This window comes from Isoptericola sp. NPDC058082, assembly GCF_042885055.1.
GTDB lineage: Bacteria > Actinomycetota > Actinomycetes > Actinomycetales > Cellulomonadaceae > Isoptericola.
Genome location: NZ_JBHVSQ010000004.1, coordinates 43,369 through 67,854 on the forward strand (window position 1 = coordinate 43,369; position 24,486 = coordinate 67,854).

General features: G+C 73.9%; 22 protein-coding genes and 1 riboswitch. Of the genes, 15 read left to right on the top strand and 7 right to left on the bottom strand.

Translation table 11 applies throughout. The features are described from left to right. Nucleotides 1–245: 245 nt before the first annotated feature. From ACFVS0_RS07150 to ACFVS0_RS07170, 5 genes are read left to right on the top strand one after another with little or no spacing between them, the layout of a single operon-like run. Nucleotides 246–2,522, top strand: a complete 2,277-nt coding sequence (locus ACFVS0_RS07150; protein ID WP_430587555.1) for a family 43 glycosylhydrolase — start codon at nt 246–248, stop codon at nt 2,520–2,522. Next, nucleotides 2,519–6,187, top strand: a complete 3,669-nt coding sequence (locus tag ACFVS0_RS07155) for an alpha-glucuronidase family glycosyl hydrolase (protein ID WP_430587556.1) — start codon at nt 2,519–2,521, stop codon at nt 6,185–6,187. The genes ACFVS0_RS07150 and ACFVS0_RS07155 overlap by 4 nt, the downstream gene beginning before the upstream one ends. A 47-nt stretch (nt 6,188–6,234) precedes the next feature. Then, nucleotides 6,235–7,302, top strand: a complete 1,068-nt coding sequence (locus ACFVS0_RS07160; RefSeq protein WP_430587557.1) for an App1 family protein — start codon at nt 6,235–6,237, stop codon at nt 7,300–7,302. Continuing rightward, nucleotides 7,302–7,562, top strand: coding sequence for a hypothetical protein (locus tag ACFVS0_RS07165; RefSeq protein ID WP_430587558.1), 261 nt, complete (start codon nt 7,302–7,304; stop codon nt 7,560–7,562). Before ACFVS0_RS07160 ends, ACFVS0_RS07165 begins: the two co-directional genes overlap by 1 nt. Nucleotides 7,563–7,605: 43 nt before the next feature. Continuing rightward, nucleotides 7,606–8,115 (top strand): VanZ family protein, encoded by a 510-nt coding sequence (locus tag ACFVS0_RS07170; RefSeq protein WP_430562624.1) that lies wholly within the window; start codon nt 7,606–7,608, stop codon nt 8,113–8,115. On the opposite strand, the gene ACFVS0_RS07175 is transcribed toward ACFVS0_RS07170, so the two are convergent. From ACFVS0_RS07175 to ACFVS0_RS07185, 3 genes are all read right to left on the bottom strand, one after another. After that, nucleotides 8,079–8,768 carry a response regulator gene (locus tag ACFVS0_RS07175; RefSeq protein ID WP_430550816.1) on the bottom strand — a complete coding sequence of 230 codons (690 nt, stop codon included), beginning with the start codon at nt 8,766–8,768 and terminating at the stop codon, nt 8,079–8,081. The genes ACFVS0_RS07170 and ACFVS0_RS07175 overlap by 37 nt on opposite strands. Before the next feature lie 67 nt (nt 8,769–8,835). Beyond that, nucleotides 8,836–9,204: a hypothetical protein gene (locus ACFVS0_RS07180; protein WP_430587559.1), complete on the bottom strand. Its 369-nt coding sequence runs from the start codon at nt 9,202–9,204 to the stop codon at nt 8,836–8,838. A gap of 7 nt (nt 9,205–9,211) precedes the next feature. Further along, complete coding sequence (locus ACFVS0_RS07185; protein ID WP_430587560.1) at nt 9,212–10,510, bottom strand: sensor histidine kinase; 1,299 nt, start codon at nt 10,508–10,510, stop codon at nt 9,212–9,214. Nucleotides 10,511–10,675: 165 nt separating this feature from the next. On the opposite strand from ACFVS0_RS07185, the gene ACFVS0_RS07190 reads away from it, so the two are divergent. The 4 genes from ACFVS0_RS07190 (at nt 10,676) to ACFVS0_RS07205 (ending at nt 12,836) form a co-directional block, all read left to right on the top strand. Beyond that, on the top strand, nt 10,676–11,395 hold the full coding sequence (locus ACFVS0_RS07190) for a helix-turn-helix domain-containing protein (protein WP_430587561.1): 720 nt from the start codon (nt 10,676–10,678) through the stop codon (nt 11,393–11,395). Further along, complete coding sequence (locus ACFVS0_RS07195) at nt 11,362–11,862, top strand: hypothetical protein (protein WP_430587562.1); 501 nt, start codon at nt 11,362–11,364, stop codon at nt 11,860–11,862. The genes ACFVS0_RS07190 and ACFVS0_RS07195 overlap by 34 nt, the downstream gene beginning before the upstream one ends. Beyond that, entirely contained in the window at nt 11,840–12,448 is a 609-nt protein-coding gene (locus ACFVS0_RS07200) for a hypothetical protein (RefSeq protein ID WP_430587563.1), read from the top strand. The genes ACFVS0_RS07195 and ACFVS0_RS07200 overlap by 23 nt, the downstream gene beginning before the upstream one ends. A gap of 64 nt (nt 12,449–12,512) precedes the next feature. Continuing rightward, nucleotides 12,513–12,836 carry a hypothetical protein gene (locus ACFVS0_RS07205; protein ID WP_430587564.1) on the top strand — a complete coding sequence of 108 codons (324 nt, stop codon included), beginning with the start codon at nt 12,513–12,515 and terminating at the stop codon, nt 12,834–12,836. Nucleotides 12,837–12,847: 11 nt separating this feature from the next. Here the strand turns inward: ACFVS0_RS07205 and ACFVS0_RS07210 are convergent, their stop codons facing one another. From ACFVS0_RS07210 to ACFVS0_RS07220, 3 genes are read right to left on the bottom strand one after another with little or no spacing between them, the layout of a single operon-like run. Further along, complete coding sequence (locus ACFVS0_RS07210; RefSeq protein WP_430585728.1) at nt 12,848–13,555, bottom strand: ubiquinone/menaquinone biosynthesis methyltransferase; 708 nt, start codon at nt 13,553–13,555, stop codon at nt 12,848–12,850. Further along, entirely contained in the window at nt 13,552–14,199 is a 648-nt protein-coding gene (locus tag ACFVS0_RS07215) for a lysophospholipid acyltransferase family protein (RefSeq protein WP_429762715.1), read from the bottom strand. Before ACFVS0_RS07215 ends, ACFVS0_RS07210 begins: the two co-directional genes overlap by 4 nt. A 60-nt stretch (nt 14,200–14,259) precedes the next feature. Further along, complete coding sequence (locus ACFVS0_RS07220; protein ID WP_430587565.1) at nt 14,260–14,829, bottom strand: TetR/AcrR family transcriptional regulator; 570 nt, start codon at nt 14,827–14,829, stop codon at nt 14,260–14,262. A gap of 108 nt (nt 14,830–14,937) precedes the next feature. Between ACFVS0_RS07220 and ACFVS0_RS07225 the strand changes: the two genes are divergently transcribed. Beyond that, nucleotides 14,938–15,780: an alpha/beta fold hydrolase gene (locus ACFVS0_RS07225; protein ID WP_430550810.1), complete on the top strand. Its 843-nt coding sequence runs from the start codon at nt 14,938–14,940 to the stop codon at nt 15,778–15,780. A gap of 19 nt (nt 15,781–15,799) precedes the next feature. On the opposite strand, the gene ACFVS0_RS07230 is transcribed toward ACFVS0_RS07225, so the two are convergent. Further along, nucleotides 15,800–17,062, bottom strand: a complete 1,263-nt coding sequence (locus ACFVS0_RS07230) for an NYN domain-containing protein (protein ID WP_430550809.1) — start codon at nt 17,060–17,062, stop codon at nt 15,800–15,802. Nucleotides 17,063–17,217: 155 nt separating this feature from the next. Here ACFVS0_RS07230 and ACFVS0_RS07235 point away from each other — a divergent pair, with 155 nt between their 5' ends. The 5 genes from ACFVS0_RS07235 (at nt 17,218) to metE (ending at nt 24,343) form a co-directional block, all read left to right on the top strand. Then, nucleotides 17,218–19,488 (top strand): carbon starvation CstA family protein, encoded by a 2,271-nt coding sequence (locus tag ACFVS0_RS07235; protein WP_430587566.1) that lies wholly within the window; start codon nt 17,218–17,220, stop codon nt 19,486–19,488. Beyond that, nucleotides 19,472–19,720, top strand: coding sequence for a YbdD/YjiX family protein (locus ACFVS0_RS07240; protein ID WP_430585731.1), 249 nt, complete (start codon nt 19,472–19,474; stop codon nt 19,718–19,720). Before ACFVS0_RS07235 ends, ACFVS0_RS07240 begins: the two co-directional genes overlap by 17 nt. A 40-nt stretch (nt 19,721–19,760) precedes the next feature. Next, the gene (locus ACFVS0_RS07245; RefSeq protein ID WP_430587567.1) at nt 19,761–20,660 is read left to right on the top strand and encodes an NADP-dependent oxidoreductase; all 900 of its coding nucleotides are present in this window, start codon (nt 19,761–19,763) and stop codon (nt 20,658–20,660) included. 93 nt (nt 20,661–20,753) lie between these two features. Then, a riboswitch (SAM riboswitch) is annotated at nt 20,754–20,860 on the top strand. A 5-nt stretch (nt 20,861–20,865) separates the two neighbouring features. Beyond that, a complete protein-coding gene (locus ACFVS0_RS07250) occupies nt 20,866–21,912 on the top strand; it encodes a methylenetetrahydrofolate reductase (RefSeq protein WP_430562632.1) in 1,047 nt (348 codons plus the stop codon). A gap of 25 nt (nt 21,913–21,937) precedes the next feature. Continuing rightward, nucleotides 21,938–24,343 carry a 5-methyltetrahydropteroyltriglutamate--homocysteine S-methyltransferase gene (gene metE, locus ACFVS0_RS07255; RefSeq protein ID WP_430587568.1) on the top strand — a complete coding sequence of 802 codons (2,406 nt, stop codon included), beginning with the start codon at nt 21,938–21,940 and terminating at the stop codon, nt 24,341–24,343. The last annotated feature ends 143 nt before the right edge of the window (nt 24,344–24,486 follow it).

Below are 24,486 nucleotides of genomic sequence, written 5' to 3' on the forward strand. Positions count from 1 at the left end.
GGGAGGAAGACGTGAAGGGGAAAAGGTTGGGGCCAGGGGGGTTGGCGGAGGGGAGGAAAACCGTAAGGGTGGGGGGACCCCCTGGGTGGGGCGCCTCCTGGTCCCCCCACCCTGCTCGGCACCACCCGCTCGGCACCACTCGCTCGGCACCACCCGCTCGGCGCATCGGCGCGCCGCGGCGCAGCAACACCCTCACCTGTCCGGGACACAGCCGTCCCGGCCCTGCAGAAGGAGTTGTCCCACCCATGTCACGAGCTACCACGCTTCGCCGCGGGAGGGTCGCCGCCCTGCTGGTCGCGGTGTCCGCGTCGGTCGGTCTCGTCGCGTCGTCGGGCGTCACCGCCTCGGCCGACCCCGACGACGCACCCGGCACCTACCGGAACCACGTCATGGACGACCTGGCGGACGCGTTCTCCGACCCGTCGATCATCCGCGGCAAGGACGGGTACTGGTACGCGTACGCGACCCAGACGAGCATGCGCAAGGACAACCAGGGTGGCCCCTGGGAGAACCAGTACTTCATGCCGATCACCCGGTCGAAGGACCTGGTGAGCTGGGAGTACGTGGGCGAGGTCTTCGGGCCGGACAACCACCCGGAGTGGCGCGACTTCGCCACCACGTACTACTGGGCGCCCGACGTCCGGTACATCGACGGGAAGTACTACCTCTACTACTCGGTGGCGGGCAACGACGAGAACACGATCGCGCTGGCGACCGCGGACGACCCGGCCGGCCCTTGGACGGACATCGGCCACCCGGTGCTGCCCTACGACTACCAGGACAAGGTGGTCAACCAGATCGACCCGGCCGTCTTCGTCGACGACGACGGGCAGAAGTACCTCTACTACGGCTCGTTCAAGGACGGCGGCATCCAGGCCGTGCACCTGAACGACGACGGCACCGAGGTCGTGGGTGATTCGGTGCAGGTGGTCGGCGCCCGCCGCGGCGAGGCCCCGTACGTCGTGAAGCGCGACGGCTGGTACTACCTCTTCTACTCGGGCCTCGGGTGCTGCGCGAAGGCCGACGGCGCCTACCCGGTGTTCGTGGGCCGGGCCAAGGACCCGATGGGCCCGTTCGTCGACGCCGAGGGCGTGGGGCTCACCGGCCTGCACCTGGGCGGCACGATCGTCAACTCTCCCAACGGCAACCGGTGGGTGTCCACGGGGCACTCGGCCAACGTGGTGGACAAGTCCGGCCAGGACTGGATCCTCACCAACGGCTTCGACCGCACGGAGACCGACCCGAGCTGGGGCGGGCGGCCCGCCGTCATGGACCGCCTCGACTGGATCGACGGCTGGCCCACGGTGCGCGCCGGAGAGTGGACCAGCGACGACGTCGAGACCGCGCCCGTGGCCGCGTGGGACGCCGGCAGCGACTTCTCCGACGGCCTGCGCGGCTTCGACGCCGTCGGCGCGGGCAGGTGGACCACGGGCACCGACGCCGACTCCGGCGGGTACGCCCGCCCGCAGAGCCGCGGCGCGGCCCCGCAGCTGCTGCTGCCCCGCAAGGCTCCGAAGGGCGACGTGCGGATCGAGGCCGACGTCCGGCTGCGCGACGACGCGGGCCGCGTGGGACTGGTGCTCGCGTCGGACGGGTCCAGGGACCACGCGATCGCCTGGCTCGACGCCTCCGGCCGGCTGTCCGTCGAGCTGACCCGGCACGGCGCCGTCGTGCAGAAGGGGACGGTGCGCCTGGACGACGGCGTCGACCTGAGCACCTGGCACTCCCTCACCGCGCAGGTCCGCGACGGCAGGGCCGACGTGGAGATCAGCGCGGACCTGCTCGGCATCCCGCTGGCCGAGCTGTCGGTCGACGTGCCGCGCTCGTGGGACCGCGGCGGCGCCGCGTCCACGCGGGGCTCTGGCGAGGCCGACAACGTGGGCGTCACCACGCTCTACACGCCGGTGACCGAGAAGGTGGCCGACCCGGAGGTCGGGCCGGAGCTCACGGAGTACGGCGAGGAGTTCGACGACGCGGACCTCGACGGCTGGTCGTGGTTCGGCCCGGCCGACGGCAAGGTCGCGGACGGCGAGTACGTGTGGCCCACGCAGGACGCGGACTTCTCCGGCAAGGGCACGATGGCGTCGGCGCTGCTGCGCGACGCCCCGACCGGCACGTACACGGCGGAGACCAAGCTGCACCTGCCGATCACCGACGCCCCCGACGGCCGCAGCCAGGCCGGCCTCATCGCGTTCCAGAGCCCGGCGGACTCCATCCACCTGGCACCCACGCGCACCGGCCCGTCGCGGCAGGTGTTCCTGTGGATCGGCCGCGACCGCGACAGCTGGCCGGAGATGCAGATCGGCCCGTCGGCCGACACCATGTGGCTCCGCCTGCGGCACACGGTGGACCCGAAGACCGGCGAGCACCTGTTCCGGGCGGCGACGAGCCGCGACGGCCGGCACTACGTGTGGGGCGGGGTCTGGCACCTGCCCGCCGGGCAGGAGCCGCGGATCGGCCTCGTCTCCCTCGCCGGCAAGGGCCTGACCGCGGAGTTCGACTACGTGCGGTTCTACCGGTGAGCGGCCACGGGATCGCGCGGGAGCGCGAGGTCTCCCGACGCTCCGTGCTGCAGGCGTCCGCCCTCGCGTTCGCCGCGACGATGGCGCCCTGGGGCGCCGCCACCGCGCTCGCCGCCCCGGCGGGGCTCGCGGACGAGGACGGCTACGACCTGTGGCTCCGCTACCACCTCACGGCCGACCCCGGCCGCCTGCGCGAGTACCGGGCCGCGCTCACCAGCGTGGCCCGGCAGGGTGCGGGCGCGGTGCTGGCGAACGCCGAGGCGGAGGTGCGGCGCGCGATCGAGGGCCTCACCGGGACGGCGCCCGCGACGACGGGCGCCGCCCGCGCCGCCGTCGTCCTCGGCACGCTCGAGGGGTCGTCGGTCGTGCGCACCAGCGTGGGCCGGGGGCGCCTGAAGAAGGTCGGCGACCAGGGCTTCGTCATCACGACGACGGGGCTTCCGGGCGGCGGACGGCGCGTGGTGGTCGCGGGCAACACCGATCGCGGCGTCCTCGCCGGGGCGTTCCACCTGGTCCGGCTGCTGCAGCTCGAGACGCCGCTGGCGAGGCTGTCCGCCGACGAGTCCCCGCGCACCCCGCTGCGCATGATGAACCACTGGGACAACCTCGACGGGTCCATCGAGCGCGGGTACGCCGGCACGTCGATCTTCGACTGGGACGCCCTGCCGGAGGTCTCCGACCGGGTGGTCGACTACGCGCGGGCCATGGCGTCGGTCGGCGTCAACGCCTCGGTGGTCAACAACGTCAACGCCAACGTCGGCTTCATCACGAGCGACATGCTGCCCCGGCTCGCGCCCCTGGCGAAGCTGTTCGCGTCGTGGGGGATCTCGCTGTGGGTGTCGGTGAACTACGCCAGCCCGATGCTCCTCACGGCGGACGACGCCGACCCGATCACCACCGCCGACCCGGCCGACGCTCGCGTCCGGGCCTGGTGGCGGGACAAGTGCGCCGAGATCGTGGCGGCCCTGCCCGGCTTCGGCGGGTTCCTGGTCAAGGCGAACTCGGAGGGACGCCCCGGCCCGCTGGACTACGGGCGCACCCACGCCGAGGGCGCGAACATGCTGGCCGAGGCGCTCGCGCCGCACGACGGGCTCGTCATCTGGCGCAGCTTCGTGCACGAGGACTTCGGCGACTGGGCGGAGTACCAGTACCGGCAGTTCGCGCCGCTGGACGGCGAGTTCGACGACAACGTCATCGTGCAGACCAAGTACGGGCCGATCGACTTCCAGGTGCGCGAGCCCGTGCACCCGCTGTTCGGCGAGCTCCGCGACACCCACCAGATGCTCGAGCTCCAGCTCACGCAGGAGTACACGGGCCACGAGATCCACGCCTGCTACCTCGCCCCGATGTGGCGGGAGGTGCTCTCGTTCCGGACCGGCGGCCCGGGCACGGGGCCCACCGTGGCGGACGTCGTGACCGCGGGACCGGTCGAGGCGCGGCACGCCGGCATCGCCGGGGTGAGCAGCTTCGGCGACGACCGGGACTGGACCGGCTACCAGCTCGGCGCCGCCAACACGTACGCCTTCGGGCGGCTGTGCTGGGACCCGGGGGCCGACCCGCGCGACCTCGCCACCGAGTGGGTGCGCCTGACCTTCGGCACCGACGACGTGGTCACGGCCACCGTGGTCGACGTGCTGATGCGCTCGCGCGCGACCTACGAGGACTACTCGTCTCCGCTCGGGCTCGGGTACCTCACCAACCCGGGCGGGTCGCACCTCGACCCGGACCCCCTGAGCACCCTCTACCAGTCGCACCACACGACGTCGGAGGGCACCGGGTTCGACCGCACCGCGGCCACCGGGAGCGGGTTCACCGGCCTCTACCCGCCGGGGTGGGCGGACGTCTACGGCTCCCTCGAGGAGTGCCCGGACGAGCTGCTCCTCTTCATGCACTGGGTGCCGTACGGCCACCGGCTGCGGTCCGGCAAGACCGTCATCCAGCACCTGTACGACACCCACTTCACCGGCGTCGAGCACGCCGCCGGGTTCGCGGACGCGTGGCGGTCGCTGGCCGGGAAGGTCGACGGGCAGCGGCACGACGACGTCGCGGCGAGCTTCGCGGCGCAGGTCGCGCACGCCACGCTGTGGCGCGACGTCGTGGTCGGGTTCTTCTTCGACCAGGGGCGCGTGGTCGACGAGCGGCGCGAGTGGCTCCAGGTGGCGCCGGCCGGGTCGCGCCTGCTGCTCGGTGGCCGGCAGAACCTGCTGCCGGTCGCGGTCACCAACGCCTCCGCACGGGCGCACGACACGACGGTCACGCTGACCGCGCCGTCGGGCTGGGCCACGGAGCCGGCGACGCGGCGCGCGGCGTCCGCGGAGACCGTCGAGGTGGACGTGCCGGTCGCGCCGCCGCTCGAGGCGGACGCGGTCCCGTTCGACGTCGACGTGGCGCCGGCGCTGCAGCGGCTCGACGGGCGGGGCACCACGCTGGTCGTGGCGCCCGCGGGCGCCCGCTGCCACCTGGCGCTCAACGGCGGCCCCGCGGGCGGCGTGCCGGCGCCGGGGTACACGGCCCTGACGCCCGCGTCGGCGTGGTCCGAGGCGGCCGGGTTCGGGTGGGTGGGCTCCGCCCCCTCGGCCCGCGACCGCGGCGGCGACCCCCTGCTGCGCGACCACCTGTTCCACAGCTCCGCGCGGGTGCTCCGGGTCGCGGTGCCACCGGGCACCCACACCGCGCGGCTGCTGGTCGGCGACACCGGGTCCGCGGCCTCCGCCACCCGGGTCGCCGTGGACGGCACCACGGTCGCCACCGGCGAGAAGCTCGACGCCGGCGCGTTCGCGTGGCTCGACCTCCCGCTCGACGGCGGCGCCGAGGGCCGGACGGCGGACCTCACCCTCACGGGACAGGGCGGGCCGTGGCGCCTCACCGCGCTCACGATCGCGGACGCCGACGCGCCGGAGCCGTCGCTGCTCGCGCTGCGGGCCATCGCGGAGCCGGTGTGGTGGACGGGCCGCCCGAACGACGTCACCGTCCAGGTGCGCAACACGGGCACCGCGGACCGCGAGGTCACGGCGTCGCTGGTCGTCCCCGACGGCTGGACCGCCTCGGACACGACCGTCACGGTGCCCGCCGGACAGGACGTCGAGGTGACGGTGGCCGCCACTCCCCCGGCCGCGCCCACCCTCGCCGTCGTCGAGGTGCGCCTGATCAGCGGCGACGAGGAGGTCGAGCGCGGCCGCGCGGTCGAGGTCATCACCACCCCGCACGCCGACGACGCCGCCCTGGCGTTCGACGCGGGCACCCCGTCCAGCCCGCTCGTGGCCGGATACACCCGCCTCTCCCCGCAGGACGTGTTCTCCGAGGCCGCCGGCTACGGGTGGACCGGCGACAAGCCGGACCACCGCGACCGCGGCAACGCCGACGCCCTGCGTCGCGACATCGTGATGCAGAAGGTGAAGCCGAGCTCGCTGCGGATCCCCGTGCCCGCGGGGAAGCACACCGTGTGGGTGCTCAGCGGCGACTCGCTCACCGACGCGGGGATCACCACGATCTCCGAGGGCGGCACGGTACTCGGCGCCTCCGGCGACACCAGCCTGCCGAGCCGGTCGTTCGTCTGGTTCTCGTTCGAGCTGGACGGCGGAGCGTCGGGCCGCGGCGCGGACCTCGACATCGTGGGGTCCACGCTCAACGGGCTGTGGCGGATCGCGGCGCTGGTCGTGGTCTGAACACGCGACGACGGGCGCGACCGGCCCGGAGCAGGGACGATCGGGACATGCCCGGCCCGCACGCCCCCGCCACGCAGCACTCCGACGCGAGACCCACGCAGCGACCGCACGTCGCGGCGCTGGTCGAGGACTGGTGGTGCGCCGTGGCGGGGGCGTTCCTGCGCCGCCGCGGCTGGGTGCCGCGCGTGCTCGCGTCCACGGGCTACGGCACGCCGCGCAGCGTGCGGGTGCTGGCGCGGGTGCTGCTGGTGCCGCCGTCGCGCGTGCGGGGTCCGCTCTCCCCGGTCCAGCACGCGGACCGGCGCCCGCTGCGGAGCTACCTCACGCTGCCGGCGCCCGGCGAGCCGGTGCGTGTCGCCGTGGGCGGCGCCGTCGTCGACGTCGTGACCGACCGCGCCGGGTACGTCGACGTCGAGGTGGCGCTGCCCGACGACGCCCCCCTGCCGCCCGGCCGGCACGACGCGACCCTGACCGCCCTGCGCACCGGGGCCGACGTCGCCGCCCCGGTCACCGCGCCCGTCGTCGTGGTCGGCGACGACGCGACGTTCGGCGTCGTGAGCGACATCGACGACACGACGATGGTCACGGCCGTCCCGCGGCCGTTCGTCGCGGCGTGGAACACGTTCGTCACCCGCGCGAGCGCCCGTCGTCCCGTCCCCGGGATGCCGGAGCTGTACCGGCGGCTCGCCGCCGAGCACCCCGACGCGCCGTTCGTCTACCTGTCCAACGGCGCGTGGAACACCGCGGGCACGCTGGCCCGCTTCCTCGACCGGCACGGCTTCCCGCCCGGCCCGCTGCTGCTCACCGACTGGGGGCCCACGCAGACCGGCTGGTTCCGCAGCGGCCCGCAGCACAAGGGCGACAGCCTCGACCGGCTCATGGTCGCGTTCCCCCGGGTGCGGTGGCTGCTGGTCGGCGACGCCGGGCAGCTCGACGAGGACGTGTACGTGCGCGCGTCCGCGCGCTGGCCGGGGCGGGTCGTCGCCATCGCCATCCGGCAGGTCGACGGTGCCCGCCCGCGCGCCGCCGGCGGCCGACCGGCCCCCGGTGCGCCGCTGGTGCACGGCGCCGACGGCACGGCGCTCGGCGCCCGACTGGCCGAGGTCCTCCGATGATGTCCGTCAACACCGTCGAAGGTCTGCTCCTCGCCGTCTGGGGTCTCGGACTCGCCTCTGCCCTGTGGGCGACGACGGACCGTCACCTCAGCCGGCTGCAACGCATCACGGTCGTCGTCATGGCCGCCGTGCTGCCCGTCGTCGGATCGCTCGTCGCCGTCGTCGTCGCGGTGCTGCGGGTCCGCCGCCTCGCGGCGCGGCCGGGATGGACGACTCCGACCTCGTCTGCGAGGCGGGCAACGACGCAACCGCCGGGCTGATCGAGAAGGTCGGCGAGCCGCGAGCGCCGGGATACTGGGGCCCGTGATCTCGACCGTCCTCGTCGCCCACCCGTGGCTGTCCCCCGTCGCGCTGGTCGCCCTGGCGGCCGTGGGATGGCTCGCCGGGCCGTGGCTCGCGGACCGACCGCGGGCGGCCGCCGTCCTGGCCGCGCTGTCGCTCGTCCCGGTCGCGCTGCTGACGCTGGTGCCCGTGGACCGGGAGCTGTTCGAGCGGTGCGCCGTGGGCTGGGCGCTGCCCACGCCGGGCCGGGTCGAGCTGCTGGCGAACGTCGTCCTGTTCGTGCCGCCGGTCTACCTGGCGGCCGTGGCGCTCCGCCGGCCGGTGCTCGCGCTGCTCGCGGGGTCGGCCACCTCCGCGGCGATCGAGGCGGTCCAGGCGCTGGTGCCCGCGATCGGCCGGTCCTGCGACACGAACGACTGGCTGTCGAACACGATCGGGGCCGCGGCGGGCGCTCTCCTCGCCGCGGCGGCGCTCCACCGGTGGCGGCGGCGGGCTCAGTCCCGACCGACCGGCACGAACCCGGACTCGTAGGCCCGCACGACCGCCTGCGTGCGGTCGCGCACCTGCAGCTTCGCGAGGACGTTGCCGACGTGCGTGCGCACCGTCTCGACGCCGAGGTACAGCTCGCCCGCGATCTCCGCGTTCGACAGTCCGGCGGCGACGAGCCGCAGCACCTCCGCCTCGCGCTCGGTGAGGCCGGCCGACCGGAGGGCGTCCCCGGCCGAGCCGCCCGGGCCGTGCGCGGCGACCAGGCGCCGGACGGCGTCCGGGAACAGGAGGGAGTCGCCGCGCGCCACCAGCCGCACCGCGTGCACCACATCGTCGGGACGGGCCCGCTTCAGCAGGAACCCCTGCGCGCCCGCGTGCAGGGCGTCGAGCACGTGGTCGTCGTTCTCGAACGTGGTCAGCACCAGCACGCGCGGCGCGCGCTCGCCCGGTCGGCCCGCCCCCACCACCGCCCGCGTGGCCGCGATCCCGTCCACCCGCGGCATGCGCACGTCCATGAGCACCACGTCGGGCCGGGCCTGCGCCACCACCTGCGGCACCTCGGACCCGTCGCCCGCCTCCCCCACGACCTCCAGGTCCGGCTCCGTGTCGAGGATGACGCGCAGGCCCGCGCGCACCAGCGGCTCGTCGTCGACGAGGACGACACGGACGACGGCGGTGTCGGTAGGCACGGTCACGCCGTCGATCCTGCCGCATCGCCGGCGGACACGGACCGGCGCCGGCGCGGGCGGCGTGGCGCACGGCTCAGCGGAACCCGAGGTAGTGCCGCTCCCAGAACGCGCCGAGGGTCGTGGTCACCAGCTCGTGCTCGACCCGTGCGACGTCGTCGGGCACCGTCCAGTGTCCACGGCGCGCGACCGCCCAGGTACTGCCGTCGGGCAGGACGAACGTCAGTCGGCCCCACCCCCAGCGTCCGCGGCGCACCGTGGCGCGGACGACCTCGGCGGCGGGAATCTCGGCGTCCGGCGGCCAATGGGCGCAGATGTCGTCCCGCTGGTCGTGGTCCTCCTCCTCGACACAGAGGACGCATCCGCGCAGGCCGGCGAGGGCGACCGGGTGCCACGACCACGGGTGGCCGCAGGCCGCGCAGTCCCCACCGAAGAGCTCGTCCATCGCGCGATCATGCCGAGGCACCGCGTTCCCGGTCGACGGGAAATCGCGCCCGCACCACCCAGGTGCCGTCGCGCGGCCCGGCCTCGAGCTCGCCGCGCAGCAGGCGGACCCGCTCGGCCATCCCGTGCAGCCCGCGGCCGCCGCCTGGCGACGGCGTGGCCGGCGACGGCGCGTCGGGCAGCGGGTTCGCCACCGCGACGTCGAGGGTGCGGTCGTCGACGGACACCCACACCGTCACGGGCCGGCCCGGGGCGTGCCGGACGGCGTTGGTCAGCGCCTCCTGCACCACGCGGTACGCCTCGTGCGACGTCGCGCGCGGCAGCGAGCCGGCGGTGCCGGCGTCCAGGTCGAGGCGGACGTCGGTCCCGGCGTGCCGGGCGTCGGCGACGAGCACGGGCAGGTCGTCCAGCGACCGGGCGGGCGCGCGGCGAGTTCCCGCGGCCGCCTCGCCGCCGCGCAGCAGCCCGAGCACGTGGTCGAGGTCCGCCATCGCGCTCCGGCCCGCCTCCTCGATGGCGGCGAGCGACCGCCGGGCGGCGTCCGGGTCCGTCTCGACCTGGCGCGCGGCGGCCGCCGCCTGGAGCGTGGTGACCGTCAGCGCGTGCCCCACGGAGTCGTGCAGCTCGCGGGCGAGGCGGCCGCGCTCGGCGAGCCGGTCCGCCCGCGCCTCGAGCTCCGCGATCCGCGCCGTCTGGTCCGGACCGAGCAGCGGCTCGGCCGACTGCCGCAGCAGGCGTCGCGCGAGCGCCGTGCCGTACGGCAGCGCGACCAGCGCCAGCACGCCGAGCGCCAGCCACCCGACGGGGTTGGCGGCGAACGTCGGGCCCATCTGCACGAGGAACGCCCGGTCGACGCCGAACGCGGACAGCACCAGCTGCGTGGCGAGCGGCACCGCGACCAGCAGCCCCACCGTGACCAGGGCGCCGAGCACGAGGTGCAGCGCGAACCAGGCGGCCCCGCGCCAGCGGGTCGCGACGGTGGGCGCACCGACGGGATCGGGCAGGGTGCGGGCGTCGACGTCGAGGAACGTCCGCACGGCGGCGACCTCCAGCGCCCGCACGGGCGCGAGGAACGGCGGCGCCCCCACGATGACCGCCGTCAGCAGCGCCAGCACCCCGACGGCGACCCGCGGCGTCGCCGGGTCGGCGAACATCTGCACGAACCCGGCCGCGAGCGCGAAGTAGGCCCCCGCCAGCACGCCGCCGATGACGAGGTACACGCCCGCCCGGACGGTCGACGCGCTGGTCAGCGGCGACAGCGCCCAGCGCAACGTGCGCCGCCCACCCGTCGTCGTCCGCCCCGGCATGCCGCCAGTCTGCCGACCGGCGCGGCGCGGCGCCTCCCCCGCCCGGGGGACCGCGCATCAGGCACTGCACGTCGTGCTGCTCGCCGCGCCGCCGCGGTGATCAGGACGACGGCGAGCAGGACGTAGATCTTGACACTGATATACCGGAAGCGGACCATCAGTGTCATGGGTATGGCAGTGGCGGACGTGGCACGCGACCTCGGCGTGACCGACCGCCGCGTGCGCAGCCTCATCAAGGCCGGCGCCCTGCCGGCCGAGAAGGTCGGCGGCGTCTACGTCCTGTCCGAGCGAGACGTCGATGCGTTCGCCCGCCGGTACCGGCCCAAGCACGTACGCGCCATGTCACCACGCATCGCATGGGCAGCCGCGGCGCTCGGGGACGGGGTGCGGCCCACGTGGCTGCGTGCGGACGAGCTGTCGCGGCTGCGCGCCCGTCTGAGCAGTGAAGCGGCGCCCACGGGCGCGTGGCGCGCGCAGCTTGCTGCCGCCGGGGCGCGCGCGCGTTTTCGTGCGGGGCCCGCGCAGGTCGACGCGCTCCTGGACAGCCCGCACACCGTGCGCACCGGGGCGTCGGCGACGAACGTGGTGGGCGACAGGCTCACCGGCGCGCCAGGCGCGGACGTGTGGGTCGCCAACGCCGACGTCGCCATCGAGCTCACGCGCGGGCTCGGGCTGCTGCGCTCGAGTGCTGGCAATGTGACGATCTCCGTGCCTGGTGCGGACGTCGACCGCATCAGTGCCGACGGCCGGAACGCCTTTCGCCTCATCGTGGCGCGCGATCTCATGCTGGAGGACGACCCGCGTGCTCGCGCTGCAGGCGAGGACCTGATCCTCCACGTGGAGCAGGAGGCGTGGTGGCGCGTCAGCCGGCGCCCGGCGCAATGACGGACGGCACGGTGCCACGCGGCGTGGTGACTGATGACGACGGACTCCTCCGGATCCTGGTGACGCTGACCCGGCTGGACGAGAACGAGGCGGCGCTTCTGCTTGCCTCAGCCACACCCGACGGCAGCACCCTGCGGGAGCTGGTCGGCCTCGTACGGCAGGCACCGGCAACACACGACGATCGCCTGGCCCTGCTCACCCTGATCGACACCAAGGCCGGGGAGTGGCCACCGGCCGCGCCGAGCGTCGTCGCGCATGCGCTGCGATCACAGCCCCCTCGGTTCCCGGCGGCTGCGCGCGAAGTCGCGCTGCCTGCCGTCACCGGACAGCTCGAGGGGGCGATGCGCACGCTGTTCGACCTCGAGGAGACCGTGCCTGGCCCGTGGACTCTCGTGGGCGGCCTGGCGGTGATGCTGCACTGCATCGAGCACGGGCGTACCGGTCATGCGGGCCACGGAAGACGCTGACGTAGCGATCAACGTCTTCACTCGCCGTGAAGGCCTGCGAGAAGTGACCCGGGCGTTGGGGAAGCTCGGCTACCAGGACGTGACGCCGACATCGCTCGCCTCGGGAGAGCAGCTGTCCTACCGGCGGGAGCTCGACTCCTCGAGGATCGACCTGATGGTTCCCGAGGAGGCCGGCCGCCAGACGTCAGTGCCCAGGGCCGTCAACCGCCGCCGGAGCGTCGAACTCCCGGCCGTGCAACAGGCGCTCGCGCGGTCGGAACTTCTCAGGGTGTCGCTCACCGATGGCACGCGAGGCTTCGTTCCCCGGCCGAACGTCCTGGGGTCGCTGGTGATGAAGGCGTCCGCGGCGGTACGCGACAAGCGCGCTCCGGAACGGCACCGCGCCGACATCGTGTCGTTGTGCACGGCGATGGCGCTTGCCGGACTGCACGTGCAGTACGCCGCTCAGCTACGCCCGAAGGACCACCGCCGTCTCCGCCGCGCGAAGGACCGAATCAGCGCGGCCGAGTGGCGCCGCTCGCTCGACCCGGAAGCCGCAGTCGCGGCGTTGGACTTCCTGATCGACGCGCGCGATGCGCGGCACTAGCACCCTGCCGCCCATCGCCACCCGCTACGGTCAGGGCTCCGGGCTCACGACGGGGAGGTCCTGCATGGCACGGGCGATCGGCACGGCGGACGGCGCGGCCCACAGGCGGGGGACCCTGGCGGGCCGGACGGCGTCGTGGTGCGCCGTGGTCGCGACGCTCGCCTTCGCCGTCGGCGCCTGGCAGGTCGGGATCTGGGCCAACCACTGGTACATCGCGGAGCGCGTCTACTACCCGACCGTGGACGAGGCCGCCAAGGAGGGGCCGTACTGGGACATCGCGAGGCTGCTGTACTCCGGCAACCAGGCGATGCTCACGGGCCTCGTCTGCCTCGCCGTCGCGGGCCTGGCCGCCGCGCTCGCGGTGCTCGCCCGGCGACGGGCGCGGTAGCCCCGCCGCCGTTACGGCTTGCGGGCGCTCACGATCATGTGGGTGCCGAGGAACCGGCGGCGCCAGGTGACGTCGTCGAAGCCGAGCCGCCACAGGATCGAGGCGACCTGCTCGGGGGACATGAACCCGAGGGTGCTCTCCTCGAGGTAGGTGTACGACTTCTTGTCGCGGGCCACGAGCTGCCCCAGCAGCGGCACGACGACCTTGACGCCCAGCGTGACGGGGACTCGCAGCAGTCCGCGCGGCGGGCAGGTCTCCAGCAGCACGAGACGGCCGCCGGGCCTCAGCACGCGCAGCTGCTCGGCGAGCACGCGCTCGGCGTCCTCGACGTTGCGCAGCAGGTAGCCGTGGGTGACCGCGTCGAACGACGCGTCGTCGTAGGGCAGGGCGTTGGCGTCGGCGAACTGCCAGGTCACGGCGTCGGCGCCTGGCTTGGCGCGCGCGCCCTCCAGCATCCCCTCGGAGAAGTCGACGCCGTGGACGGTGGCTCCCGGGTACTGGCGGGCCGCCTCGAGGGCGATGACGCCGGTGCCGGTGGCGATGTCGAGCAGCGACCCGCCCGCGGGGACCTGCGCGCGGCGCGCGACGTCGCGGCACCAGGCGGCGTGCCGCCCCATCGTCATGAGGCGGTTCATCCGGTCGTAGTAGCCGGGGACCGTGTCGAAGAGGCGCTGCACCTCCTCCCCCTTCGACCGAGACGGGGGCGAGGGGTGGGTCACGCGGCGAGCTCCTGGCCGCTCATCTTGTGGATGGACGACATCACGTGGTCGGTCAGCTCACGACGCACCTGGGCCGGGCGGGCGCCGGCCGTGAGCTGGCGCGACGGGTCGATCGGGGCGCCGAAGTGCACCTGGATGCCGCGGGTCGGCCGCGGGAGCCGCTTGCCGACGGGCTGCACCTTGTCGGTGCCGCGCAGGGCCACCGGGACGACGGGCGCCGAGCCGGCGAGCGCCAGCCAGGCGACGCCGGTGTGCCCCTGGTGCAGCTTGCCGTCGCGGGAGCGGGTGCCCTCGGGGTAGATGCCGAAGGCGCCGCCGCGCTTGAGCACGACGAGCGCGTCGTCGAGCGACCGCTGGCCGGCGCGCGGGTCCTCGCGGTCCACGGGGATGTGGCCCATCGTGGTGAAGAACCAGCGGGAGACGCGGCCCTTGAGACCTCGGCCCGTCCAGTACTCCGCCTTGGCGATGAAGGTGACGTGCCGGGGCACGACGAGCGGGATGATGATCGAGTCGATGAACGACAGGTGGTTGCTCGCGAGGATCACCGGACCGCGCCGCGGGATGTTGTGCAGTCCCGTCACCTGGGGGCGCAGGAGCACGTACACCAGGAGCGACAGGACGAGGCGCAGGAACCGATAGGTCACCGCACCATTGTGCCCCCTGCTCCGCCCTGGCCCGCCGAGGCCGCCCTCGCGGGCGTGTGATCAGGGCGTTTGCGCCGTCTCCGCGGCGAGCAGCGACTCGGCGGCGCGGCGTGCCTCGCGGGCGACGCCGACGTCGTGGGTGATCGCGGCGGTGGTCTGTGCGCCCTCGGCGAGCAGCACGACCTGCAGCGCGACGGCGTCGGGCAGCCCGGCCTCGCGGACGAGGGCGAGGACGTGCTCCCGGAACGCCTCCTTGTGCCCCCGCACGGCCTCCGCGATGCGGGGCGAGGTGGCGCCGAGCTCGCCGAAGGAGTTGATGAACGCGCACCCGCGGAACCCGTCCTCCCGGAACCAGGCGTCGAGGAAGTCGAAGACGCTGAGGATCCGGTCGCGCGGCGTGGTGGCCGTCGCGGCCGCGCGCTCCACCCCCTGCGTCCACTGCCGGGTGCGCAGGGCGAGCACCGCGACCACCAGGTCCTCCTTGGACTGGAAGAGCCCGTAGATCCGCTTGAGGGACACCCCGGCCTCGGCGCGCACGGCGTCCATGCCCACGGCCTGGACGCCGCGCGCGTAGAACAGCCGGTCGGCGGCGACGACCACCGCGTCGCGCGCCGCCTTCTCGTCGAGCATCGTTCACCCTCTCGTCGCCGCCCTCCCCTTGCGGGGAGAACCATCGTTCTCTACTGTAGCGAACAACGGGAGAACGACCGTTCTCCCCCTCTTTCGAAGGGGCGCACCATGGGCTACATCACCGTCGGGCAGGAGAACAGCACGGCCGTCGAGCTCTACTACGAGGACCAGGGCTCCGGTCAGCCGGTCGTCCTCGTGCACGGGTACCCGCTCGACGGGCACAGCTGGGAGCTCCAGACCCGCGAGCTCCTCGCCGCCGGGTATCGCGTCATCACCTACGACCGCCGCGGCTTCGGCGCGTCGAGCAAGGTCGGCTCCGGGTACGACTACGACACGTTCGCGAAGGACCTCGACACCGTCCTGACCACGCTCGACCTGCGGGACGTCGTGCTCGTGGGCTTCTCCATGGGCACCGGCGAGCTCGCCCGGTACGTCCGCAACCACGGGCACGAGCGGGTCGCCAAGCTCGCGTTCCTCGCGTCGCTCGAGCCGTTCCTGGTGCAGCGCGACGACAACCCCGAGGGCGTGCCGCAGTCCGTGTTCGACGGCATCGTGGACGCCGCCCGCGGCGACCGCTACGCCTGGTTCACGCAGTTCTACAAGGACTTCTACAACCTCGACGAGAACCTCGGCACGCGGATCTCCGAGGAGGTCGTGCGCGCCAACTGGATCACCGCGGTCGGCTCGGCCCCCGTCGCCGCCTACGCCGTCGTCCCCACCTGGATCGAGGACTTCCGGCCCGACGTCGAGGCCGTGCGCGACGCGGGCAAGCCGACGCTGATCCTGCACGGCACGAAGGACAACATCCTGCCGATCGACGCTTCGGGCCGGCGCTTCCACGCCGCCGTGCCCGACGCCGAGTACGTCGAGGTCGAGGGCGCGCCGCACGGCCTGCTGTGGACGCACGCGGACGAGGTCAACGCCGCGCTGCTCGCGTTCGTCGGGCGCTGAGCCCGACCCACGCGGGCGGTCAGCTCGCGGTCAGCAGGTAGTCGTCGGCGTCGTCGTCCCACGCGAGGGCGACGGCGCCGGCGGCAGCAGCACCCTTCGCGAACTGCAGGAACCCGCGGTAGCCGAGCGCCTTCTCCGAGAAGTCGGGGCGGCGCTTGCGCACCTCGTTCTTCAGCCCGGACAGCGGCGCGCTGCCGCCCGCGTCGCGCACCACCTGGCGCAGCAGGTCGAACGCGCCCTCGGTGTCCTGCTGCTCCGGCAGCGCCACCTCCGGGTCACCGGTCGACGGGCCTGCGGACAGCACGACGAAGTCGCGGTCCGCCAGGAAGCGCAGGAACTCCCCGAAGGTGCGGAAGCCGTAGTCGGACTCGCTGAACGTGGGGTCCTTGCGCACCAGGGTGCGCTTGAGCATCGACGCCGTGACCGAGCCGCTCGTCGAGGCCAGCAGGTCGGCGAGCGTCTGCGCCACCCTGACCTCCATCGGCGCGTCCTCGCCCGCGGAGGCCGCGGCGTCCTCCTGCTCGACGTCGCCCTCGCGCTCGGCGGCCGGCTCCACGACCGGCTCGACGACGGGGGCCTCCGCCGTCGGCGCCTTCTTGCGGCGGCCGCGCGTCGTCGTACCCGACGCCGCGGTCGCGGTCTCGGCGGGCGCCTCCGACGGGGTCTCGTCAGGGGTCTCGACCGGCGCCTCCGCGGGGGCCGGGGCCTTCGCGCGGCCGCCACGGCCGCCACCGGACCGCGCGGAACCCTTGCCGGCGCCCCGGCCGGAACGCTTCGGGGCGGGCGCCTCGGACTCGTCGGGCACGTCGACGCCCTCGAGCCGGTCGTAGAAGAGGAACTCGTCGCACGCCGGCGGCAGCAGGCGGGAGGTGGAGTTCTCCACCCCGACGCCGATGACCTTCTTGTCGAGCTCGCGCAGCTTGTGGACGAGGGGGGAGAAGTCGGAGTCGCCCGTGCACATGACGAACGTGGTGATGTACTCGCGCTCGAACGCCATCTCGATCGCGTCGACCACCATCTTGATGTCGGCGGCGTTCTTGCGGGACGCGCCCATCCGCTGCGTCATCTCGATGAGCTCGACCTGGTGGCGGGTCAGCATCCGCCGGTCCTCGTCGAAGTACGACCAGTCCGCGTACGCGCGCCGCACCACCACACGGCCGCGGACGGCGAGCGCGTCGGCGATGGGCTTGAAGTCGAACTGCATGCCGCCCAGGTGGTCGCGGGCGCCGAGCGCCAGGTTCTCGTAGTCGAGGAAGACGGCGAGGCGCTCTTCGGTGTCCATGCACGTCAGGCTACGGCGTCGCGTGCTCCGCCGCGGGACCAGGCCGGGTTACCACGGCCGCCGCCACATCGTCCAGGCTCCGGGCGTTCCGTCACCCTTTCTTCACCCCCTATCCTGTGTCGGGTCCCGCCGACGCGACGCCTTGGAGGCTCACCTTGTCAGCAGATCCCGGAGCCACCACGGCGACGGACGAGATCGTCCCCGACCCCGCGCTCCCCCCGACGGCGGTTCCCGCCGAGGACCTGAAGCCCCGCTGGACACCCGCGAAGATCGCGCTCTGGGCGGCGATCGCGCTGCTCGGTGGCGTCGCGTGGGTCATGATCGCGCTGGTGCGCGGCGAGACCATCAACGCCATCTGGTTCGTCTTCGCGTCGGTGTGCACGTACCTCATCGGGTACCGCTTCTACTCGAAGGTCATCGAGCGGTACATCACCCGCCCCGACGACCGCCGCGCCACCCCCGCCGAGACACGCGAGGACGGCAAGGACTTCGTCCCCACCGACCGCCGCGTGCTGTTCGGCCACCACTTCGCCGCCATCGCCGGCGCCGGCCCGCTGGTGGGCCCGGTGCTCGCCGCGCAGATGGGGTACCTGCCGGGCACCATCTGGATCATCGTCGGCGTGGTGCTCGCGGGCGCCGTGCAGGACTACACGGTGCTGTTCTTCTCCATGCGCCGCGGCGGCCGCACCATCGGCCAGATGGCGCGCGAGGAGCTGGGCCGCATCGGCGGCGTGGCCGCGATCGTCGCGTCCCTGCTGATCATGATCATCATCGTGGCGATCCTCGCCCTCGTGGTCGTCAACGCCCTCGGCGAGAGCCCGTGGGGCGTGTTCAGCGTCTCCATGACGATCCCGATCGCCCTCTTCATGGGCGTCTACCTGCGGTACCTGCGCCCGGGCAAGATCACCGAGGTCTCCCTCATCGGCTTCGTCCTGCTGCTCGCCGCGATCGTCGGCGGCGGCATGGTGGCCGACACCGCGTGGGGCGCGGAGTTCTTCCACCTCGACCGCACCACCATCGCCGTCGGCGTCATCGTCTACGGCTTCGTGGCCGCCGTGCTGCCCGTATGGCTGCTGCTCGCCCCGCGCGACTACCTGTCCACCTTCATGAAGGTGGGCGTCATCGTGGTGCTCGCCGGCGCCGTCGTCATCGTGCGGCCCGAGATCAACGTGCCCGCGATCAGCGAGTTCGCGAGCGGCGAGACCGGCCCGGTGGTGTCCGGCAACCTCTGGCCGTTCCTCTTCGTGACGATCGCGTGCGGCGCCCTGTCCGGGTTCCACGCGCTCATCTCGTCGGGCACGACGCCGAAGCTCGTGGAGAAGGAGCGCCAGACGCGCTTCATCGGCTACGGCGGCATGCTCATGGAGTCGTTCGTCGCGATCATGGCGCTGGTCGCCGCGATCTCGATCGACCGCGGCGTGTACTTCGCGATGAACTCCTCGGCGGCCGCCACCGGCGGCACCATCGAGGGCGCGGTCGCGTTCGTGAACTCGCTCGGCCTCGCCGGCGTCAACCTCACGCCCGACATGCTCAGCACCCTGGCGACCCAGGTGGGCGAGCCGTCGATCGTGTCCCGCACCGGCGGCGCCCCGACGCTCGCGCTCGGGCTGGCGCACATCATGCACCAGCTGGTGGGCGGCACCGCGATGATGGGCTTCTGGTACCACTTCGCGATCATGTTCGAGGCGCTGTTCATCCTCACCGCGGTCGACGCCGGTACCCGCGTGGCCCGCTTCATGCTGCAGGACACCATCGGCAACGTGGCACCGCGGTTCAAGGACATGAGCTGGCGACCCGGGGTGTGGGTCTGCACCGCGATCATGGTCGCGGGCTGGGGGACGATCCTGTATCTGGGCGTCACCGACCCGCTCGGCGGCATCAACACGTTCTTCCCGCTGTTCGGCATCGCGAACCAGCTGCTGGCCGCGATCGCGCTCGCCGTCGTGCTCGCCATCGTCGCGAAGCGGGGCCGCGCGTACTGGCGGTGGCTGTGGATCGTGGCCCTGCCGCTGGCCTTCACCGCGCTGATCACCATCTGGGCGTCGTTCGAGAAGATCTTCTCGGACGTGCCCGCGGTGGGGTACTGGGCGCAGCACCGGGCGTTCAAGGACGCGCTCGCCGCCGGCGAGACGTCGTTCGGCACCGCGCCCGACGTCGCGGCCATGGAGGCCGTGGTCCGCAACACCTTCGTGCAGGGCACCCTGTCGATCGTGTTCGTGGTGCTGTCGATCGTCGTGATCCTCGCGTCGCTGGTCGTGACGATCAGGGCGTTCCGCACCGGCGGCGGCGAGAACCACGAGGACGCGCCCGTCGCGTCGCGCCGGTTCGCCCCGGCCGGCCTGTTCGCCTCGTCGACCGAGAAGCGGATCGAGAAGGAGTGGGCCGACGCCGGCCTGCGGGAGTCCAGCGGTGCCGGGCACCACTGAGCCCCGCACCGGCAGGGTGCACGACGTCGCCCGGGCGCTGGCCCGGGCGGCGTCGGCGGGGTGGGCGAGCCTGCGCTGGTACGTGCGCCAGGTGATGGGCGACGACGCCTACGCGACGTACGTCGCGCACGAGCGGTCGGCCCACCCCGGCCGCGCGCCGATGGGCGAGCGCGAGTTCTGGCGGGAGCACTACGCGGAGCAGGACCGCAACCCCGGCTCGCGCTGCTGCTGAGCGGCGCGCGCGACGGTGCCGGCCGGGCCAGGATGGGCGCGTGCGCGCGATCGTGTTCGAGTCCCACGGCGGCCCCGAGGTGCTGCATCTCGCCGACGCCCCCGACCCTCAGGCCGGGCCCGGCCAGGTGCGCGTGCGCGTCGAGGCCGCGGCCGTCAACGGCTGGGACGTGAAGTCCCGCGCCGGCACGACCGGCGGCCCGCCGCCGACGTCGCCCGTCGTGCCGGGCCTGGAGGTGGCGGGGGTCGTCGACCAGGTCGGGGACGGCGTGGCCGGCGTCGCGCCCGGCGACCGCGTCGTGGGCTTCGCCGTCGGCGGCGGGTACGCCGAGCTCACCCGGACGTCGGTCTTCGCCCGCGTGCCCGCCGGGCTCGCCGCGACCGACGCCGTCACGCTCCCCGTCGCCGCCGAGACCGCGACCCGCGTGCTGCGCCTCCTCGACGTCCGGCCCGGCGAGACGCTGCTCGTGCACGGCGCCTCGGGGTCGGTGGGCGAGCTGGCCGTCCAGCTCGCCGTGCGCCGCGGCGCCCGCGTGATCGGTACGGCGTCGCCGCGGAACCAGGAGCGCGTCGCCGCCCTCGGCGCGACACCCACCACCTACGGCGCAGGGCTCGTGGAGCGGGTCCGCGCCCTCGCCCCCGACGGCGTGGACGCCGTCCTCGACACCACCGGCGCGGGCGTGCTGCCCGACTCGATCACCCTGCGCGGCGGCACCGAGCGCATCGTCACCATCGCCGACGACGCCGCGGCAGACCTCGGCGTCGAGGCCAGCTGGCGGTCCGAGCGCGACGCCGGCGAGCTCGCCGAGGCCGTCGACGCCCTCGCCCGCGGCGACCTCGTGACCACCGTCGGCGCGGTGCTCCCGCTGGCCGACGCGCCCCGTGCGCACGCTCTGGTCGAGAGCGGCCAAGCCGGCGGCAAGGTCGTGCTGGTGCCCTGAGCAGGGCGTTCCCGCCCGCCCGGCATCCGCGATCGTCTCAGCAGGCGGTCTCATCCTCGCCCGTATCGCGGATGCTGCGTACGATCGCGTGACAAGCCATCCAGAGCGGCCGAGAGTCCTGGCTCGACGACGCCGCAGCAACCCGTTCTCCGACGGAAGCCTCCCGAGGACGAAGGTGCTCACGCCAGGATCGATGGAGTGACGCATGGTCGCAGAGGCATCCTTTTCGCCCACCCCGGCAGCTCAGCCGGCAGTTCACCCGGCGCTGCCGGCACGCCCGACGGTCTCGTTCGAGCTCATGCCGCCGCGCCGGCCGGACGCCGCGCCCAAGTTCTGGGAGACGGCGCGCCGGCTCGTCGCCGCACGACCGGACTTCATGTCCGTGACGTACGGCGCGGGCGGCGGTGACCGGGCGACCGCCCGCCAGGTCGTCGCGACCCTGCTCGAGGGCACGCCCGTCCTGCCGGTGGCGCACCTGACCTGCGTGGGCGCGCACCGCGAGGACGTGTCCGCCGTCATCGACGACTTCCTCGACGCCGGCACCCGCGCGTTCCTCGCCCTGCGCGGCGACCCGCCGAAGGACCAGCCTGACTGGGAGCCGCCCGCCGACGGCGTCGCATCCTCGATCGAGCTCGTGCACCTGCTGCGCGAGGTCGAGGCGCGGCGCTGCGCGACCGACCCCGGGGCCGCCCTGCGCGGCGCCGCCCGCCCGATGACGATCGCCGTCGCGACGTTCGTCGACGGCAACGTGCAGGCCGGCACCACCCGGGCCCAGGAGGTCCGGCGCCTCAAGGAGAAGCAGGACGCGGGGGCGAGCTTCGCCATCACGCAGCTGTTCTACGAGGCCGACTCCTACACCGACTTCGTCGCCGAGGCCCGCGCGGCCGGGGTGACGATCCCGATCCTCGCGGGGCAGCTGCCCACGACCGAGCCGCGCCGGCTCCGTCGCGTCGAGGAGCTCACCGGCGTCCGCGCGCCCCGGCACCTGCTGGACGCGCTCGACGCCGCGGGGGACCCGGAGGCGCAGCACGCCTACGGGACCGCGCGCGCCGTCGAGCTCGCCCAGCGCGTGCTCGACGCGGGCGCCCCCGGCATCCACGTGTACACGTTCAACAAGTACCGTCCCGCTCTGGACCTGCTCGAGGGTGTCCACCTCGGCGGACCGGCGCCGGCCGACGTCACGTCGGACGGCGCGGACCTGGCCAGAAGGCCGTGGGTACCGAGCATCCCGACCCAGGCTCCCGCCGTCTGAGCGGAGCCCGAACTCTGGAGTGCTCATGTCCACCACCAGCACCACCCCCGCCGCGGCATTTCCCGGCGGCACGATCCTCGGCTACCCGCGCATCGGGCGTCGCCGCGAGCTCAAGAAGGCCGTCGAGTCGTTCTGGGCCGGGCACACCGACGCCGTCGACCTGGAGGTCACGGCCGGCGCGCTGCGCCGCGAGACCGCCCGCCGCCTCGTCGAGCGCGGGCTGAACCCCGACGACGGCTCCGTGCCGGGGTCGTTCTCCTACTACGACCAGGTGCTCGACGTCGTCGCGCTGCTCGGCGCCGTCCCCGAGCGGTTCCGCGACCTGCTCGACGACGAGGACGGCTCGCTCGAGCTCGACGGCTACTTCACCGTGGCCCGCGGCCGCGGCGAGGACGCCCCGCTCGAGATGACCAAGTGGTTCGACACCAACTACCACTACCTGGTCCCCGAGATCAGCGAGACGACGCCGGTCTCGTTCGCCGACCACCGCATCGTGCGCGAGTACGCCGAGGCCAAGGAGGCCGGCGTCACCACGCGCCCCGTGCTCGTGGGCCCGGTGACGTTCCTCGCCCTGTCCAAGGCGGCCGACGAGGCGGGCGACGGGTTCCACCCGCTCGACCGGCTCGACGACGTCGTCGCCGCGTACGCCGACCTGCTGCGCGCGCTGGCCGCGGTCGGGGTGCCGTGGGTGCAGCTCGACGAGCCCGCGCTCGTCACTGACTCCCTCGACGTGCCGGCCGAGCGCCTGCACGCGGCCATCGCGTCCGCCTACCGCGCCCTGGCGACCGACCTTGCGACGGCCACCGACGACGCCGACTCCGAGGACTCGGGCGAGCGGCCCGCGATCCTGGTGACGGCGCCGTTCGGCGGCCTGCACGAGGACGCCCTCGCGCTCCTCGCCGCGACCGACGTCGACGCGATCGCGATCGACCTGGTCAAGGGCGCCGTGCCCGCCGGGCCGGTGCCGGGCCTCGAGGGCAAGACCCTCGTCGCCGGGGTGATCGACGGCCACAACGTGTGGCGGGCCGACCTGGCCGCCAAGCTCGACGCGGTCGAGTCGCTGCGGGGCCTCGGCGCCGTCGCCCTCGCCGTCGGCACGTCGACGTCGCTGCTGCACGTGCCGCACGACGTCGAGGACGAGGTGTACGACCAGCACGCGGCGGGCACCACCCTCGACCCGCGCCTGCGCGACTGGCTGGCGTTCGCCGACCAGAAGGTGGGCGAGGTCGCGACCCTGGCCCGCGCCCTCACGGACGGTCGCGCGGCCGTCGAGGACGCGCTCGCCGCGTCGTCCGCGGCCGTGGCCTCGCGCGCGACGGCGGCCGGCGTCGTCGTGCCCGAGGTGCGCGACCGCGCCGCGGCGCTCACCGACGCCGACTTCGCCCGCGGCCCGTACGCGGAGCGCGCGGCCGCCCAGGCCGCGCGGCTGAACCTGCCGCCGCTGCCCACGACGACGATCGGCTCGTTCCCGCAGACCCCCGAGATCCGCAAGGCCCGCGCCGCGTGGACCAAGGGCGAGCTCGCCGACGCCGACTACTCCGCCGCGATGCGGGAGGAGATCGGGCGCGTCGTGACCCTGCAGGAGGAGCTGGGCCTCGACGTGCTGGTGCACGGCGAGCCCGAGCGCAACGACATGGTGCAGTACTTCGCCGAGCAGCTCGACGGGTTCGCGGTGACGGCGAACGGCTGGGTGCAGTCGTACGGCTCGCGCTGCGTGCGCCCGCCGATCCTGTGGGGGGACGTGCAGCGCCCGGCGCCGATCACCGTCGAGTGGTCCGCGTACACGGCGTCGCTCACCGACAAGCCGGTCAAGGGCATGCTCACCGGCCCGGTGACGATCCTCGCGTGGTCGTTCGTGCGCGACGACCAGCCGCTCGGCGACACCGCGAACCAGGTGGGCCTGGCCCTGCGCGACGAGATCGCGGACCTGGAGGCCGCGGGCATCGGCATCGTGCAGGTGGACGAGCCCGCGCTGCGCGAGCTGCTGCCGCTGCGCCGCGCCGACCAGCCCGCCTACCTCGACTGGTCGGTCGGGTCGTTCCGGCTCGCGACGTCGGGCGTCCAGGCGGCGACGCAGGTCCACACGCACCTGTGCTACTCGGAGTTCGGCGAGGTCATCGGCGCGATCGACGGCCTCGACGCCGACGTCACGTCGGTGGAGGCGGCCCGCTCGCGGATGGAGATCGTGCCCGAGCTCGCCGACGCCGGGTACTCGCGCGGCATCGGGCCGGGCGTCTACGACATCCACTCCCCGCGCGTGCCGTCGCCTGCCGAGGTCACCGAGCTGCTGACGCTCGCCGTCAAGGCGATCGACCCGGCGCTGGTGTGGGTCAACCCCGACTGCGGGCTGAAGACCCGCCGGTACGCGGAGGTCGAGCCGGCGCTCGCCCACCTCGTCGCCGCCGCCCGCGAGGTCCGCGCGACCCTCTGACCCCTGCCGACCAGGCGGTTGGGGGGGGTCTTGGGGGTTGGAGAAGGGGAGAAAAAACAGGGGGAGGGGGTTTGGGGCGGGGGGGGAGGGGGGGGAAGCAGACACGAAGGAGGGCCAACCCCCCCACCAAGGAGGGTAGTATG

Bases quoted from the DNA above. Each gene is read 5' to 3' on its own strand.
- ACFVS0_RS07160 (WP_430587557.1), top strand. From the start codon at position 6,235: ATGCCCGGCCCGCACGCCCCCGCCACGCAGCACTCCGACGCGAGACCC.
- ACFVS0_RS07165 (WP_430587558.1), top strand. From the start codon at position 7,302: ATGTCCGTCAACACCGTCGAAGGTCTGCTCCTCGCCGTCTGGGGTCTC.
- ACFVS0_RS07180 (WP_430587559.1), bottom strand. From the start codon at position 9,204: ATGGACGAGCTCTTCGGTGGGGACTGCGCGGCCTGCGGCCACCCGTGG.
- ACFVS0_RS07230 (WP_430550809.1), bottom strand. From the start codon at position 17,062: ATGGACACCGAAGAGCGCCTCGCCGTCTTCCTCGACTACGAGAACCTG.
- ACFVS0_RS07200 (WP_430587563.1), top strand. From the start codon at position 11,840: ATGCGGGCCACGGAAGACGCTGACGTAGCGATCAACGTCTTCACTCGC.
- ACFVS0_RS07185 (WP_430587560.1), bottom strand. From the start codon at position 10,510: ATGCCGGGGCGGACGACGACGGGTGGGCGGCGCACGTTGCGCTGGGCG.
- ACFVS0_RS07190 (WP_430587561.1), top strand. From the start codon at position 10,676: ATGGGTATGGCAGTGGCGGACGTGGCACGCGACCTCGGCGTGACCGAC.
- ACFVS0_RS07225 (WP_430550810.1), top strand. From the start codon at position 14,938: ATGGGCTACATCACCGTCGGGCAGGAGAACAGCACGGCCGTCGAGCTC.
- ACFVS0_RS07220 (WP_430587565.1), bottom strand. From the start codon at position 14,829: ATGCTCGACGAGAAGGCGGCGCGCGACGCGGTGGTCGTCGCCGCCGAC.
- metE (WP_430587568.1), top strand. From the start codon at position 21,938: ATGTCCACCACCAGCACCACCCCCGCCGCGGCATTTCCCGGCGGCACG.
- ACFVS0_RS07150 (WP_430587555.1), top strand. From the start codon at position 246: ATGTCACGAGCTACCACGCTTCGCCGCGGGAGGGTCGCCGCCCTGCTG.
- ACFVS0_RS07205 (WP_430587564.1), top strand. From the start codon at position 12,513: ATGGCACGGGCGATCGGCACGGCGGACGGCGCGGCCCACAGGCGGGGG.
- ACFVS0_RS07250 (WP_430562632.1), top strand. From the start codon at position 20,866: ATGGTCGCAGAGGCATCCTTTTCGCCCACCCCGGCAGCTCAGCCGGCA.